The 15,174-nt window shown below is 65.4% G+C and carries 13 protein-coding genes; all 13 read left to right on the forward strand.

Annotated elements, in window-relative coordinates:
- The 13 genes from QFZ42_RS10575 (at position 1) to QFZ42_RS10635 (ending at position 15,076) form a co-directional block, all read left to right on the forward strand.
- Complete coding sequence (locus tag QFZ42_RS10575; protein ID WP_307700909.1) at positions 1-1,317, forward strand: branched-chain amino acid ABC transporter permease; 1,317 nt, start codon at positions 1-3, stop codon at positions 1,315-1,317.
- The gene (locus QFZ42_RS10580; RefSeq protein ID WP_307700910.1) at positions 1,317-2,093 is read left to right on the forward strand and encodes an ABC transporter ATP-binding protein; all 777 of its coding nucleotides are present in this window, start codon (positions 1,317-1,319) and stop codon (positions 2,091-2,093) included. The genes QFZ42_RS10575 and QFZ42_RS10580 overlap by 1 nt, the downstream gene beginning before the upstream one ends.
- A 4-nt stretch (positions 2,094-2,097) precedes the next feature.
- Positions 2,098-2,793, forward strand: a complete 696-nt coding sequence (locus QFZ42_RS10585; RefSeq protein WP_307700911.1) for an ABC transporter ATP-binding protein — start codon at positions 2,098-2,100, stop codon at positions 2,791-2,793.
- A 148-nt stretch (positions 2,794-2,941) separates the two neighbouring features.
- Positions 2,942-5,044, forward strand: a complete 2,103-nt coding sequence (locus QFZ42_RS10590) for a 3-hydroxyacyl-CoA dehydrogenase NAD-binding domain-containing protein (protein WP_307700912.1) — start codon at positions 2,942-2,944, stop codon at positions 5,042-5,044.
- Positions 5,045-5,064: 20 nt separating this feature from the next.
- A complete protein-coding gene (locus QFZ42_RS10595; protein ID WP_307700913.1) occupies positions 5,065-6,540 on the forward strand; it encodes a M20 family peptidase in 1,476 nt (491 codons plus the stop codon).
- A 43-nt stretch (positions 6,541-6,583) separates the two neighbouring features.
- Positions 6,584-7,759, forward strand: coding sequence for an acetyl-CoA C-acyltransferase (locus QFZ42_RS10600; RefSeq protein ID WP_307700914.1), 1,176 nt, complete (start codon positions 6,584-6,586; stop codon positions 7,757-7,759).
- Positions 7,760-7,898: 139 nt separating this feature from the next.
- The gene (locus QFZ42_RS10605; protein ID WP_307700915.1) at positions 7,899-9,752 is read left to right on the forward strand and encodes an acyl-CoA dehydrogenase; all 1,854 of its coding nucleotides are present in this window, start codon (positions 7,899-7,901) and stop codon (positions 9,750-9,752) included.
- A gap of 2 nt (positions 9,753-9,754) precedes the next feature.
- On the forward strand, positions 9,755-9,994 hold the full coding sequence (locus QFZ42_RS10610; RefSeq protein WP_307700916.1) for a hypothetical protein: 240 nt from the start codon (positions 9,755-9,757) through the stop codon (positions 9,992-9,994).
- A gap of 40 nt (positions 9,995-10,034) precedes the next feature.
- Positions 10,035-10,829 (forward strand): SDR family oxidoreductase, encoded by a 795-nt coding sequence (locus QFZ42_RS10615; RefSeq protein WP_307700917.1) that lies wholly within the window; start codon positions 10,035-10,037, stop codon positions 10,827-10,829.
- Between the two features lie 12 nt (positions 10,830-10,841).
- Positions 10,842-11,303 carry a PaaI family thioesterase gene (locus QFZ42_RS10620; RefSeq protein ID WP_307700918.1) on the forward strand — a complete coding sequence of 154 codons (462 nt, stop codon included), beginning with the start codon at positions 10,842-10,844 and terminating at the stop codon, positions 11,301-11,303.
- Positions 11,304-11,325: 22 nt separating this feature from the next.
- Positions 11,326-12,342, forward strand: a complete 1,017-nt coding sequence (locus QFZ42_RS10625; protein WP_307700919.1) for an NADP-dependent oxidoreductase — start codon at positions 11,326-11,328, stop codon at positions 12,340-12,342.
- 98 nt (positions 12,343-12,440) lie between these two features.
- Positions 12,441-14,093 (forward strand): isovaleryl-CoA dehydrogenase, encoded by a 1,653-nt coding sequence (locus QFZ42_RS10630; protein WP_307700920.1) that lies wholly within the window; start codon positions 12,441-12,443, stop codon positions 14,091-14,093.
- Positions 14,094-14,137: 44 nt separating this feature from the next.
- Complete coding sequence (locus QFZ42_RS10635) at positions 14,138-15,076, forward strand: glutathione S-transferase family protein (protein WP_307700921.1); 939 nt, start codon at positions 14,138-14,140, stop codon at positions 15,074-15,076.
- Positions 15,077-15,174 lie beyond the last annotated feature (98 nt).

Consider the following 15,174-nt stretch of genomic DNA (forward strand, 5'->3'; position numbering starts at 1 on the left):
ATGACCACGACCACCATGACAAGCCCGACCCGGTACTACCGCTTCAAGCCCTGGAACATCGGGCGCTTCCTGATCTGGACGCTGTTCGCCATCGCGCTGATCGTCTCGCCGCTGCTGTTCAAGAGCAGCCTGGCGCTCACCATGCTCTCGCAGATGGGCTACCTGATCATCATCTGCCTGAGCTACAACATCCTGCTGGGGCAGGGCGGCATGCTGAGCTTCGGCCACGCCGTGTATGTCGGGCTCGGCTCCTTCCTGGCCATTCATGCGATGAACATGGGCAGCAAGGGCGGCGTGCAGATTCCGCTGGTGCTCATTCCACTGGTAGGCGGTCTGGCCGGCATGTTCTTCGCCATCCTGCTGGGCTTCGTCACCACGAAGAAATCGGGCACCACCTTCGCGATGATCACCATGGGCATCGGCGAGCTCGTGGCCTCCATGGCGCTGATGTTCCCGAGCTTCTTCGGCGGCGAGGGCGGCATCACCACCGACCGCGTGTACGGCCCGACCTTCTTCGGCTTCAACTTCGGCTCCCAGATCCAGGTGTATTACCTGATCGCCGTGTATTGCTTCATCTGCACCGCGCTCATGTACGCCTTCACCGGCACGCCGCTCGGCCGCATCCTGAATGCGGTGCGCGACAACCCGGAGCGCGTGGAGTTCATCGGCTACAACACGCAGCGCGTGCGCTACTTCGCGTTCATCATCGCGGGCTTCTTCGCCGGCATCGGCGGCGGCCTGGCGTCGATCAACTTCGAGATCGTGAACGCGGCCGACAGCCTGAGCGCCATCCGATCGGGCGGCTACCTGCTGTTCACCTTCCTGGGTGGGGCGGTGTTCTTCTTCGGGCCGATCATCGGCGCGGTGCTGCTGGTGTTCGCGTCGATCCTGCTGTCGGAGCTTTCCAAGGCCTGGCAGCTCTACTTCGGCCTGGTGTTCGTGTTCATGGTGATGTTTGCGCCCGGCGGCATCGCGAGCCTGATCATGATGAACCTGCGCGTCGCCAAGTTCGGCAAGTTCGACCGCTTCTGGCTGCTGTACATCGCACTCGCGGTGGCGCTGGTGCCGGTCATCATCGGTGCCGCCGCCCTCATCGAGATGATCTATCACATCCAGCTGAACTCGGCGCTCGGGCCCAACCTGAACTTCTTCGGCGTGACGCTCGACACCTCGGGCACGGCGAGCTGGATCGGCGCCGCCGCGATCCTGGCCGTGGGACTGGCCGCGCTGGAAGTGGCGCGACGCCGCTTCGTGCGTGTCTGGGGCCAGGCGCAAGAAGAAATCGAAGCAGAAATCAAACGTCGGGAGGCGGCGTAATGAGCGCGCAATACGCACTGGAACTGAAGGCGCTGCGCAAGAATTTCGGCAAGACCGAGATCATCCGCGGCGTGGACCTGGCGGTGAACGCCGGCGAGCGCGTGGCCATCATCGGCCCGAACGGGGCGGGCAAGTCGACGCTGTTCAACCTGATCAGCGGACGCCTCACGCCCACCAGCGGCGAGGTGCTGCTGAGCGGCCAGCGCATCGACGGCAAGAAGCCCTACGAGATCAACCGGCTGGGCCTGTCGCGCAGCTTCCAGATCACCAACATCTTTCCGAAGCTCAGCGTGTTCGAGAACCTGCGCTGCGGCGTGTTGTGGAGCCTGGGCTACCGCTACACCTTCCTGCGCTTTCTCTCGAACCTCGACGATGCCAATGCGCGCACCGAAGAACTCATCAAGCAGATCGGGCTGGAACGCAAGCGCGATGTGCACGCGGTGAACCTCACCTATGCGGAGCAGCGCGCGCTCGAAATCGGCGTGACCATCGCGGGTGGAGCCGGCGTGATCTTGCTCGACGAGCCCACGGCCGGCATGAGCAAGACCGAGACGGCGCATTTCATCTCGCTCATCAAGCACGTGACGGTCGGCAAGACGCTGCTCACGGTGGAGCACGACATGGGCGTGGTCTTCGGGCTGGCCGACAAGATCGCGGTGGTGGTGTACGGCGAGGTCATCGCCTTCGACACACCGGCCGCCGTTCGCGCCAATGCGCGGGTGCAGGAAGCTTATCTGGGCTCCTCCGTCGCCGACGCACAGAGCCAGGGACACTGACACCATGCTGAAGCTTCACGACATTCACGCCTACTACGGCAAGAGCCATGTGCTGCATGGCGTTTCGTTCAGCGTCGGCGCCGGCGAAATCGTCGCGCTGCTGGGCCGCAACGGCTCGGGCCGCTCGACCACCGCCAAGGCCATCATGGGCCTGGTGCATGCCGAAGGCACGCTACGCTGGAAAGACCAGGACATCCTGCGCAGGAAGGCCTACGAAATCGCCCACCTGGGCATCGGCTACGTGCCCGAGAACCGCGACATCTTCCCCAAGCTCACGGTGCACCAGAACCTGCTCTTGGGGCAGAAGGGTTCGGGCAAGGGCAGCCGCTGGTCCTTCGACGACATGTACGGCATGTTCCCGCGCCTGAAGGAGCGCCAGCACACTGAAGCCGGCGTGCTCTCGGGCGGCGAGCAGCAGATGCTCACGCTATGCCGCACGCTCATGGGCGACCCCGACCTGATCATCATCGACGAGCCCACCGAAGGCCTGGCGCCGAAAATCGTCGAACTGGTGGGTCAATACCTGAAGACGCTCAAGGACAAGGGCATCTCGGTGCTGCTGATCGAGCAGAAGCTGACCATTGCAATGCAGATCTCCGACCGCGCGCTGGTGATGGGTCACGGCAGCATCGTGTTCGACGGCACACCGGACAGCCTCAGGGCCGATGCCACCACCCGCAAAGAGTGGTTGGAAGTTTGATACTTCCGGGATTCGGGGCCGCGCCCCGGATCCCTCTTGTCTCGGCAGCGACTGCGTGCCATTGTTGCGTCGCGACAAAAGCCTAGAATCCTCGAAAAAGAACACTCGTGCTTTTTCTTCTTTTTCTTCACCCACCAAGGAACGCAGCATGACGGCTGAATACAAAGTGCTCGGCGATGTCGCCGTGATCACACTGACCAACCCGCCGGTCAACGGTCTCGGTTTTTCGACCCGCATCGGCATTACCGATGGGCTGTCGAAGGCCAATGCCGACGACGCCGTCAAGGCCATCGTCATCACGGGCGCCGGCAAGGCGTTCTCGGGCGGTGCGGACATCAAGGAATTCGGCACGCCCAAGGCGCTGCAAGAGCCCAACCTGCTGAGCGTAATCCTCTCGCTCGAAGCCTCTCCCAAGCCCATCGTCGCAGCCATTCACTCCGTGTGCATGGGCGGCGGCCTCGAACTGGCGCTCGGCTGCCACTACCGTGTGGCGGCTCCCGGCACCAGCGTCGCACTGCCTGAAGTCAAGCTCGGCCTCCTGCCGGGCGCCGGCGGCACGCAGCGCCTGCCGCGCGTGCTGGGCGTGGAAACCGCGCTCAACATGATCGTGAGCGGCGAGCCGGTCAAGAGCGAGCTGCTCGCTTCGCTGCCGGGCCAAAAGTTGTTCGACCGGCTCGCGGCCTCGGCCGAATCGGTGTTCGAGGAGGCTGTGGCCTTCGCGAAATCCGTCGCGGGCAAGGGAGGCGAGTTGCCGCTGGTGCGCAACCTGCCGTGCAGGCATCCGCAGGGCGATGCCTACTTCCAGTTCGCCAAGAACATGGTCGGCGGCATGTCGAAGAACTATCCGGCGCCGCTCAAATGCGTCGATGCGGTGCAGGCGGCCACCAAGCTCAAGTTCGACGAGGGCATGGCCGAAGAGCGCCGCTTGTTCACCGCGCTCATGTTCACGCCCGAATCGCTGGCGCTGCGCCACCTGTTCATGGCCGAGCGCGCGGCTTCCAAGATTCCCGACGTGGCCGAAGACACGCCCAAGCGAGAGGTCAAGTCGGTCGGCGTGATCGGCGCCGGCACCATGGGCGGCGGCATTTCGATGAACTTCCTGAATGCGGGCATCCCCGTCAAGATTCTCGAGATGAAGCAGGAAGCGATCGATCGCGGCATTGCCACCATCAAGAAGAACTACGAAGCCCAGGTCAAGAAGGGCAAGCTCAAGCAGGACAAGTACGAGCAGCGCATGGCGCTCCTGAGCACCACGCTCAGCTACGACGACCTGAAGGACGCCGACCTGATCATCGAAGCCGTGTTCGAGGAATTCGGCGTGAAAGAGAAGGTGTTCAAGGAGCTCGACCGCGTGGCCAAGAAGGGCGCGATCCTGGCTTCGAACACCTCGACGCTCGACGTCGACAAGATTGCCGCGTTCACCGACCGTCCGCAGGACGTGGTCGGCATGCACTTCTTCAGCCCGGCCAACGTGATGAAGCTGCTCGAAGTAGTGCGCGGCAAGGCCACCGCGAAAGACGTTCTGGCCACCGTCATGGACATTGGCAAGAAGATCAAGAAGACGGCCGTGGTCTCGGGCGTGTGCGACGGCTTCATCGGCAACCGCATGATCGAGCAGTACTCGCGCCAGGCGGGCTTCCTGCTCGACGAAGGCGCCACGCCGCAGCAGGTCGACAAGGCCGTCGAGAAGTTCGGCTTTGCCATGGGCCCGTTCCGCATGGGCGACCTGGCCGGTAACGACATCGGCTGGGCCATTCGCAAGCGCCGCGCCACCGAACGCGCCGACATGAAGTACAGCCGCACGGCCGACAAGCTTTGCGAACTGGGCCGCTTCGGCCAGAAGACCGGGGCAGGGTGGTACGACTACCAGGCCGGCAAGCGCGATGCGATTCCGTCGGACCTCGTCAACAAGATGATCGAGGACCACCGCAAGGAACTCGGCATCACGCCGCGCAAGATCTCCGACGAGGAAATCGTTCAGCGCCTGGTGTACGCATTGGTCAACGAAGGCGCGCACATCCTGGAAGACGGCATTGCCTCGAAGTCCGGCGACATCGACATGGTGTACCTCACCGGCTATGGCTTCCCCATCTGGCGCGGCGGTCCGATGCACTACGCATCGCAGGTCGGCCTGTACAACGTGGCCGAGACGATGAAGCGCTTTGCGAAGAATCCGCGCGACGACGCCGAGTTCTGGCAGCCGGCCCCGCTGATCCAGAAGCTCGTGGCCGAAGGCAAGTCCTTCAGCTGATCCGGGAACCCTGACCGCCCATGTTGAAACGCATCTTTCTCGGGCTGCTGCTGGCGCTCCTCGCGCTGGTGGCGGCCGTGGCGGTCAAGACCTGGACCACGCCATCGCAGCAACTGGCGGTGGCGCCCGCACCCAAGCTCGAGATCGACCTGCAGGCCGCCGCCAAGCGGCTCTCGGGTGCGATTCCGATCCGCACGGTGTCCAGCCTCGACGATCCGGCCGCGAACCTGGCCGAGTTCGACAAGCTGCATACCTACCTCGAACAGCAGTTTCCGAAGGTCCACGCCACCCTGAAGAAGGAAGTCGTGGGCAGCAGGGCGCTGCTCTACACATGGACCGGCGCCGACCCGCAGGCCAAGCCCATCGCGCTGATGGCGCACCAGGACATGGTGCCCATCGCGCCCGGCACCGAGAAGGCCTGGACGGTCGAGCCCTTCAGCGGCGAGATCAAGGACGGCTTCGTCTGGGGCCGCGGCACGCTCGACAACAAGAGCAACCTGTTCGCGCAGATGGAAGCCATCGAGCTGCTGCTCGGCAGCGGCTTTCAGCCGAAGCAGACCGTCTACCTGGTGATGGGCGACGACGAAGAAGTGAGCGGCCTGCGCGGCGCACTGCCCATTGCCGAACTGCTCAAGTCGCGCAATGTGCGGCTCGAGTGGGTGCTCGACGAAGGCCTCTTGATCCTCGACGGCGTGCTGCCCGGCCTGTCGAAGCCCGCTGCGCTCATCGGCCTGGCCGAGAAAGGCTACGGCACCTTTTTTCTTTCGCTCGACACCGCTCCCGGCCACTCGTCGATGCCACCGCAGCGCAGCGCCATCGGCAGCATGAGCGCGGCGCTCGCACGGCTCGAAGCCAACCCGATGCCCGGCGGCATCCAGGGCGTGGCCGCCCAGATGTTCGGCGCGCTGGCACCCGAGATGGGCGGCGTCAACCGCGTGATGCTCTCCAACCTGTGGCTCACCGAGCCGCTGGTGCGCGGCCAGCTCGAAAAAAGCCCGAGCAGCAACGCGATGCTGCGCACGACCACCGCATTGACCATCGTGCGCGCCGGCAACAAGGACAACGTGCTGCCCGGCCGCGCCGAGGCGGCTGTCAACTTCCGCATATTGCCGGGCGACAGCATCGACAGCGTGGAGGCACATCTGCGCAAGACGCTGGCCAACGACGACATCAAGATCAAGCGCTATCCCGGCAACTCCGAGCCTTCGCCCGTGTCGCCGACCGACAGCACCGGCTACCGCGCGATCCAGCAGGCGGTGCGCCAGTCGTTTCCAGACGTGCTGGTCGCCCCCGGCCTGATGACCGCCGCCACCGACTCGCGCCACTTCAGCCTGGTGAGCGACGCCGTCTACCGCTTCTCGCCGTTCCGCATGAAGAGCGAAGACCTGGCGCGCTTCCACGGCAACAACGAGCGCATCGCCATCGCCAACTACGGCGAGATGATCGGCTTCTATCACCAGCTCCTGCGCAACACCCACGCTGCGCCGGCGCAATGACGACCACAACCCTCTTTCCCTTCCATCTTCAAAGGACCTCATCATGACCAGCGCCGTCATTGTTTCCACCGCCCGCACGCCGCTCGCGAAGAGCTGGAAGGGTGCCTTCAACATGACGCACGGCGCCACGCTCGGCGGCCACGCGGTGCAGCACGCCATCTCGCGCGCCGGCATCGAAGCCGCCGAAGTCGATGACGTGATCATGGGTTGCGCCACGCCCGAAGGCGCCACGGGCTCCAACATCGCGCGCCAGATCGCGCTGCGCGCCGGCTGCCCGGTCACCACCTCGGGCATGACGATCAACCGCTTCTGCTCCTCGGGCCTGCAGACCATTGCCACCGCCGCGCAACGCATCATTGCGGGCGAAGGCGACGTGTACGTGGCCGGCGGCGTCGAGAGCATCTCGTGCGTGCAGAACGAAGCCAACAAGCACATGCTGGCCGACCCCTGGCTCGTGAAGCACAAGCCCGAGATCTACTGGAACATGCTGCAGACGGCCGAGCAGGTCGCCAAGCGCTACAACATCGGCCGCGACGCCATGGACGAGTACGGCGCCGCGAGCCAGCAGAAGGCCACCGCCGCACTCGAGGCCGGCCGTTTCAAGGAAGAGATCGCACCGATCACCGTACTGGCCGGCGTGGCCGACCCCGTGTTGGGCCTGCGCACCAAGGAAGTCACCGTCGAGCATGACGAAGGCATCCGCGCCGGCACCACCAAGGAAGGCATCAGCGGCATCCGTTCGGCCATGCCCGGTGGCCTGATCTCTGCCGGCAACGCCAGCCAGTTCTCCGACGGCGGCGGCGCCTGCGTGGTGGTCGACGAGAAGTACGCGCAGCAAAAGGGCCTGAAGCCGCTCGGCCGTTTCCTCGGCTTTGCCGTGGCCGGCTGCGAGCCCGACGAAATGGGCATCGGCCCGGTCTTCGCAATTCCGAAGGTGCTCAAGCGCCTGGGCCTCACGGTCAACGACATCGACCTGTGGGAGCTGAACGAAGCCTTCGCGGTGCAGGTGATCTACTGCCGCGACAAGCTCGGCATTCCGGGCGACCGCCTGAACGTGGACGGCGGCGCCATCGCTGTCGGCCACCCTTACGGCGTGAGCGGCCAGCGGCTGACCGGCCACGCACTCATCGAAGGCAAGCGCCGCGGCGCGAAGAAGGTGCTGGTCACGATGTGCATCGGCGGCGGCATGGGTGCCGCGGGCGTCTTTGAAGTTCTTTGACTCTTCCCCGGCCGGCGGCGCATAGCGCGTCGCCGCCTTCGCCAGCCCCTTTCCCGGGGCGACACCGGCGGGCCGGCTGAGCCGCCTCTGCGGTGTTCCTGGCGCAGAACCCGCGCATCCATTCACACCGAGATCGATCATGAGCCTGCGTCCCACCCTCGACTTCCTGCTCTACGACTGGCTCGACGCGGAATCGCTGAGCCAGCGCGAGCGCTTTGCCGACCATTCGCGCGAAACCTTCGACGCGGTGCTCGATACCTGCGAGCGCATCGCACGCGAAAAGTACGCACCGGCCAATCGCATCGTCGACACGCAGGAGCCTCATTTCGATGGCGAGAAGGTCGTGTTGCCGCAGGCGACGCACGACGCGCACAAGGCGTTTGTCGAATCCGGAATGATGAGCGCGGCGCAGGACTACGACATCGGCGGCATGCAGCTGCCCTACACGCTGCATGCCGCGGCCAACAGCTTCTTCGCCATGGCGTCGGTGAGCATCGGCTCCAACATGTTGACCAGCGGCAACGCCAACCTGCTGATGGTGCACGGCACCGAGATGCAGAAAGAGGTGTTCGCGAAGAACGAATTTTCCGGCCGCTGGGCGGGCACCATGTGCCTCTCGGAGCCGCAGGCGGGCTCTTCGCTGAGCGACGTGGCCACGCGCGCGGTGCCCGACGGCGCCGACTCTCAAAACGACCCGCTCGGGCCGCGCTATCGACTCACGGGCAACAAGATGTGGATCTCGGCCGGCGACCACGAGCTGACCGAGAACATCGTGCACATCGTGCTTGCCAAGATTCCGGATGCCAACGGAAAGCTGGTGCCCGGCACGCGCGGTATCTCGCTGTTCATCGTGCCCAAGCGCATGGTGAACACAAAAGGCGAGCTGACCGGCGAGCGCAACGACGTCGCCCTCGCGGGCCTCAATCACAAGCTCGGCTGGCGCGGCACCACCAACACGCTGCTGAATTTCGGCGAAGGCAAGTACCCCGTCGATGGCAAGGCGGGTGCCGTGGGCTACCTCGTGGGCGAGCCGGGCAAGGGCCTGCACTGCATGTTCCACATGATGAACGAGGCGCGCATCGGCGTCGGCACGGCCGCCACCATGCTGGGCATGGCCGGCTACTACGCCTCGCTCGACTACGCGAAGACCCGGCCGCAGGGCCGGCTCGTGAAGAAGGCGGAGCAGCCCGGCACGGCAGTCGCGAAAGACTCGGCCAGCCCGCAGGTGCGCATCATCGAGCACGCGGACGTGCGCCGCATGCTGCTCGCGCAGAAGGCGTACTGCGAAGGTGCGCTGGCGCTGGAGCTGTACTGCGCCCGCCTGGTCGACGAGCAGAAGACCGGCGGCGCGCAGGCCGCGGACGACGCCCGCCTGCTGCTCGAGGTGCTCACGCCCCTCGCCAAGAGCTGGCCCAGCGAATGGTGCCTCGAAGCCAATTCGCTGGCCATTCAGGTGCACGGCGGCTACGGCTACACGCGCGATTTTCCGGTGGAGCAGTACTGGCGCGACAACCGCCTGAACATGATCCACGAGGGCACGCACGGCATCCAGGCGGCCGACCTGCTGGGCCGCAAGGTGCTGATGGAGAAAGGCCGGGGGTTGCAGCTGCTGGCCGGACGCATCACCGACACCATCGGCCGCGCGACCGAGGTGCCGGCGCTGGCCGCGCATGCCAGGACACTGAAGGTCGCCTTGCAGCGCATCGGCAGCGCGACCGAGGCGGCCTGGTCCACCGGCGACCCGGCCGATGCGCTCGCCAACGCCGTGCCCTACATGCAGGCCTTCGGCCACGCCGTGCTGGCCTGGATCTGGCTGGACGTGGCGCGGCGCGCATTGGAAATCGACGCGGAAAAGGCAAGGGCGGTAACAGCTGGCAAGATAGGCGCCACGGACTACTTCTTCCACTACGAGCTACCGAAAATCGGTGCCTGGCTCAACGTGGTCGAGAGCCGTGATCCGACCTGTATCGCTTTGCCCGAGGACGCTTTCTGACAATGGCCAACGCCGCCCCCAACAACACCCCGCCCACCCCCGTCAAGCCGCCGAAGCCGCATGCGCGGCTCGAGAAGTGGATCTGGATCCTGATCTATGGCGGCTTGTTCCTCGTGATCCTGGGCATTGCCACGGGCCGCGCCGAGCCGGCGTTCGGCTGGTCGATGGCCGTGCCCGGCGCGGTGATCGCCCTTGTGGGCGTCGTGCTCATCTATGTGCGCTCGCGCCTGGGCGACAAATAGCAATCGCCCGATCTGAATATTCTGAAAGCCGGAGACACCCATGACCCCTCGCACCACCAAGCAGCTGTTCGACCTGACCGGCAAGACCGCCCTCATCACCGGCGGCTCGCGCGGCCTGGGCCTGCAGATGGCCCATGCGCTCGGTGAAGCCGGCGCGAAGATCATGCTGAGTTCGCGCAAGGCCGAAGACCTGGAGCAGGCCGCGGCCGAACTGCAGTCCGCCGGCATCGACGCGCGCTGGATCGCCGCCGACTGCTCGAAGGAAGAAGACACCCGCCGCCTGGCCGACGAAACGCTGCAGCGCTTGGGCGCGGTCGACATCCTCGTGAACAACGCCGGCGCCAGCTGGGGCGCTCCGGCCGAGAGCCATCCGGTGGAGGCCTGGGACAAGGTGATGAACCTCAACGTGCGCGGCTACTTCATCCTGTCGCAGCACATCGCCAACGGCTACATGATCCCGAAGAAAACGGGCCGCATCATCAACATCGCCTCGATTGCGGGCCTGAACGGCAACCCGCCCGAGATGCAGACGCTGGCCTACAACACCTCGAAGACCGCGGTGATCGGCTTCACGCGCACGCTGGCTGCCGAATGGGGCAAGTACAGCATCAACGTGAACGCGATCTGCCCGGGCTTCTTCATGACGAAGATGGCCGCCGGCCTGATCAAGTCGCTGGGCGAGGAAAAGATGGCCTCCCACGCACCGCTCGGCCGCCTCGGCGACGAGGAAGACCTGAAGGGCCTGACCCTGCTGTACGCAAGCGATGCCGGCAAGCACATCACGGGTCAGTGGCTGGCGGTGGATGGCGGTGTCAGCGTCGTGCTTGGCGCCTAACCTTGGTACGCAATGGCTGAAGAATCCAACGACATCAACATCCGCTCGTACACGAGCCAGATTCCGTTCGCGCGCCACCTGGGTTTCGAGCTCACGAAGTTCGAGGGCGGCGAGTCGGAAATCCTCTACACCGCCAAGCCCGAGCACCTGAACACCTTCGACGTGACGCACGGCGGCGCCTGCATGACGCTGCTCGACATCACCATGGCGGCAGCTGCGCGCAGCGTGGCGCCTGAGACCGGCGTGGTCACCATCGAGATGAAGACCAGCTTCATGCAGCCCTCGGTCGGCCCGCTGCATGCGCGCGGCACGCTCATCCACCGCACCGCGACGCTGGCTTTTACCGAAGCCAAGATCTACGACGAGCAGGAGCGCGTGTGCGCGCATGCCACCGGCACCTTCAAGTACGTGAAGCGCCGCCTGCCCACGGGCCCCGCCAGCGCCAACGCGATGCGTCCGCCTTCTACCGATTAACGGCCTTTCTCCGGAGACTTTCATGCCCACCAACAAACAGATCCACCTCGACAACCGCCCCGACGGCGAAGCCGTTGCCAGCAACTTCAAGCTCGTGACCGCCGAGACGCCCGCGCTGGCCGACAACCAGGTGCTGGTACGCCACCACTACATGAGCCTCGACCCCTACATGCGCGGCCGCATGAACGATTCCAAAAGCTATGCCCAGCCGCAACCGCTGGGCCAAGTGATGCAGGGCGGCGCCGCGGGCGAAGTGGTGGAAAGCAAGCACCCCAAGTTCGCTGTCGGCGACAAGGTGGTGGGCTTCGGCGGCTGGCAGGAATACAGCGTGGTCGACGCCTCGCAGCCCGGCGCGCTGAAGAAGGTCGACACCACGCACGTGCCGCTGTCGCACTACCTGGGCGCGGTTGGCATGCCGGGCGTCACCGCCTGGTATGGCCTCGTGAAGATCATTGCCCCGAAGGCCGGCGAGACGATGGTCGTCACGGCCGCCAGTGGCGCGGTGGGCAGCGCATTCGGCGCGCTGGCCAAGGCGCGCGGCTGCCGCGTCGTCGGCATCGCGGGCGGCCCGGACAAGTGCAAGTACGTGACCGAAGAGCTCGGCTTCGACGCCTGCATCGACTACCGCCAGCATCCCGACGTGAAGAGCATGAGCGCCGCCCTCAAGGAAGCCTGCCCGAACGGCATCGACGGCTACTTCGAGAACGTGGGCGGCTACATTTTCGACGCCGTGCTGCTGCGCGTGAATGCCTTCTCGCGCGTTGCGCTGTGCGGAATGATCGCGGGCTACGACGGCCAGCCGCTGCCGCTTGCGAACCCGGCGCTCATTCTCATCAACCGCATGAAGATCGAAGGTTTCATCGTCAGCGAGCACATGGACGTGTGGCCCGAGGCCTTGACCGAGCTCGGTACGCTGGTGGCCACCGGCAAGCTCAAGCCGCGCGAGTCGATTGCACAAGGCATCGAGTCTGCCCCTGAGGCCTTCCTGGGTTTGCTCAAGGGCAGGAATTTTGGCAAGCAACTCGTCAAACTGATCTGATGATGAACTGAACGCACGGCAAAAAAGGCCGGTCGTGCGCGCCGCGCCGGCCGCCCCAAGCAAGCGTGCACCGCACTGCGAAGCACGGAGGTATTCGAATGAATTCGACGCACGAGGTGTTCAACCAGCCCGAACCGCTGGTGGGCTACAACCTGTTCGAAACCAACCGGCCCCTGCGCGATGCGTTGAAGTTCAACGCGCCATCGCTTCAGCTGGCGCAGTTGAACGAACTGGGCGGCACCGTCGGCTCCGCCGAGATGCAGACGCATGCGCGGCTCGCCAACACGCACACGCCCGAACTGCACACGCACGACCGCTTCGGGCGGCGCATCGACGAGGTGGAGTTCCATCCGAGCTACCACGTGCTGATGAAGGCAGCGGTCGGCGCGGGCCTGCATGGCACGCCCTGGACCGGCACATCGGCATCCCCGCACGTGCAGCGCGCCGCCGGCTTCATGCTCTTCACCGAGCTGGAGTCGTCGGTCCTTTGCCCGATCTCCATGACCTATGCCGCCACACCCGCGCTGCGCGGCAATGAGGCCGTGTATGCCGACTGGGGCCCAAAGCTCGGCAGCCTCTGGTATGACCCCGCACTCAAATCCTTCAAGGACAAGCCCGGCGTCACCATGGGCATGGGCATGACCGAGAAGCAGGGTGGCTCGGACGTGCGGGCCAACACCACCCGCGCCGTGCGCGAAGGCAGCGACGCATGGGGCGAGCGCTATGCGATCACCGGCCACAAGTGGTTCTTCTCGGCGCCGATGTGCGATGCCTTCCTGGTGCTGGCGCAGGCGCCCGCAGGGCTGAGTTGCTTCTTCCTGCCGCGCGTGCTGCCGGATTGGATGGGCGAGGGAGCACGCAATGCCATTCACATCCAGCGCCTGAAGGACAAGCTCGGCAACAAGGCCAATGCGAGCTCCGAGGTCGAGTTCCATGGCGCCAGCGCGTGGCGCGTGGGCGAAGAAGGCCGCGGCATTCCGCAGATCCTCGAGATGGGCACGATGACGCGGCTCGACTGCGCGCTAGGCACCAGCGCGCTGATGCGCCAGGCGCTGAGCCTGGCCATCCATCACACCACGCAGCGCAACGCCTTCGGCAAGCCGCTGGTCGAACAGCCGCTCATGAAGAACGTGCTGGCCGACCTGGCGCTCGAAAGCGAAGCCGCGACCGCGCTGGCGATTCGCCTGGCCCGCGCCTTCGACCACCCGGGCGACGAACACGAGCGCCTGATGGCGCGCCTGCTCACGCCGGTCGCCAAGTTCTGGATCTGCAAGCGCGGCAGCCATTTCGCGCAGGAAGCCATGGAGTGCTTGGGCGGCAACGGCTATGTGGAAGAGGGTGGCGAAGGCACGATGGCGCGCATCTACCGTGAGATGCCGCTCAACTCGATCTGGGAAGGCGCGGGCAACATCATGGCGCTCGATCTCTTGCGCGGGCTGCGCAAGGGCGATGCCGTGGCCGCGCTCGCCAAGGAGCTGGCGCCGGCGCGCGGCCAGCACGCCGCGCTCGACCGCCTGGCCGACGCACTGCCGGCGCGCATCGAGGCCATGGCCTCCGAAACCGAGGCGCGCCGTCTGGCACAGGACGTGGCCCTGGCGGTGCAAGCTGCGTTGCTCGCACAAACCGCCCCGCCGGCTGTGGTGGGCGCGTTTTGCACATCGCGCCTTGGCGGTGATTGGGGCAGCGCCTTCGGCACGCTGGGCGCGGGCACCGATTTCGATTCGATCATCGAGCGCGCCAGCCCTCGTTGAGCACATTTCCCGAACCTTCAAAGAAAAAGACCACAAGGACCCCGATGGCCGAACTCATTCTTCACCACTACAACACCTCGCCGTTCTCGGAGAAAGTGCGGCTCATCCTCGGCGCCAAGAAGCTGCCGTGGAAGTCCGTTCTCATCCCGGCCATCATGCCCAAGCCCGATGTGGAAGTGCTCACCGGCGGCTACCGCAAGACGCCGTTCCTGCAGATCGGCGCCGACATGTATTGCGACAGCGCGCTCATCGCCGACGTGCTCGAGCACCTCCAGTTCGAACCCACGCTGTACCCCGAGCCCGAAAAAGGCATGTCGCGCATCCTCGCGCAGTGGGCCGACACCACGCTGTTCTGGGCCGCCATGGCCTGGAGCATGCAGCCCCGCGGCGCGGCCGAGCTGTTCGCCAAGGCGCCGCCCGAAGTGGCCAAGGCCTTCGGCGAAGACCGCGCGAAGATGAGCGCGGGCAACATGGCGCGGCTGCGCTCGGCCGACGCCACCAGCGCCTACAAGTCGTACCTGCGCCGGCTGTCCGACATGCTCGACGACAAGCCCTACCTGCTGGGCGAAGTGCCGTCCATTGCCGATTTCTCGGTGTACCACCCGCTCTGGTACACGCGCCGCATCGACTCGGTGCGGGGCATCCTCGACCTCACACCGGCGGTGCTCGACTGGATGGACCGCATGGCCGCCATCGGCCATGGCGTGCTCGAGAAGTCGAGCTCGGACGAAGCCATTGCCGCTGCAAAGGCCGCAACGCCGCACACGCTGCTGACCGACAGCACCTTCCAGGACGACCACGGCATTCCGCTCGGCAGCGCCGTGACGGTCCGCGCCGAGAGCTTCGGCCTCGAGGAAACCCCCGGCACGCTGGTGGCCGCCACGCGCACGCACTACACGCTGGAGCGCAGCCACGAGCGCGTGGGCACGGTGCACGTGCATTTCCCGCGCATCGGCTACGTGCTGAAGAAAGCGGAAGCCTGAAGACCGTTGAGCGGGGCACCTTCGTGACTGCGCCGGAGCGCTTTCCGTATTTCAATAGCGCCTCCAAGGTCAGAGACATTCAACGCAAGAAGGACACC

The sequence above is a fragment of the Variovorax paradoxus genome, assembly GCF_030815855.1.
Classification (GTDB): Bacteria; Pseudomonadota; Gammaproteobacteria; order Burkholderiales; family Burkholderiaceae_C; genus Variovorax; species Variovorax paradoxus_M.

Bases quoted from the DNA above. Each gene is read 5' to 3' on its own strand.
- QFZ42_RS10575 (WP_307700909.1), top strand. From the start codon at position 1: ATGACCACGACCACCATGACAAGCCCGACCCGGTACTACCGCTTCAAG.
- QFZ42_RS10580 (WP_307700910.1), top strand. From the start codon at position 1,317: ATGAGCGCGCAATACGCACTGGAACTGAAGGCGCTGCGCAAGAATTTC.
- QFZ42_RS10585 (WP_307700911.1), top strand. From the start codon at position 2,098: ATGCTGAAGCTTCACGACATTCACGCCTACTACGGCAAGAGCCATGTG.
- QFZ42_RS10590 (WP_307700912.1), top strand. From the start codon at position 2,942: ATGACGGCTGAATACAAAGTGCTCGGCGATGTCGCCGTGATCACACTG.
- QFZ42_RS10595 (WP_307700913.1), top strand. From the start codon at position 5,065: ATGTTGAAACGCATCTTTCTCGGGCTGCTGCTGGCGCTCCTCGCGCTG.
- QFZ42_RS10600 (WP_307700914.1), top strand. From the start codon at position 6,584: ATGACCAGCGCCGTCATTGTTTCCACCGCCCGCACGCCGCTCGCGAAG.
- QFZ42_RS10605 (WP_307700915.1), top strand. From the start codon at position 7,899: ATGAGCCTGCGTCCCACCCTCGACTTCCTGCTCTACGACTGGCTCGAC.
- QFZ42_RS10610 (WP_307700916.1), top strand. From the start codon at position 9,755: ATGGCCAACGCCGCCCCCAACAACACCCCGCCCACCCCCGTCAAGCCG.
- QFZ42_RS10615 (WP_307700917.1), top strand. From the start codon at position 10,035: ATGACCCCTCGCACCACCAAGCAGCTGTTCGACCTGACCGGCAAGACC.
- QFZ42_RS10620 (WP_307700918.1), top strand. From the start codon at position 10,842: ATGGCTGAAGAATCCAACGACATCAACATCCGCTCGTACACGAGCCAG.
- QFZ42_RS10625 (WP_307700919.1), top strand. From the start codon at position 11,326: ATGCCCACCAACAAACAGATCCACCTCGACAACCGCCCCGACGGCGAA.
- QFZ42_RS10630 (WP_307700920.1), top strand. From the start codon at position 12,441: ATGAATTCGACGCACGAGGTGTTCAACCAGCCCGAACCGCTGGTGGGC.
- QFZ42_RS10635 (WP_307700921.1), top strand. From the start codon at position 14,138: ATGGCCGAACTCATTCTTCACCACTACAACACCTCGCCGTTCTCGGAG.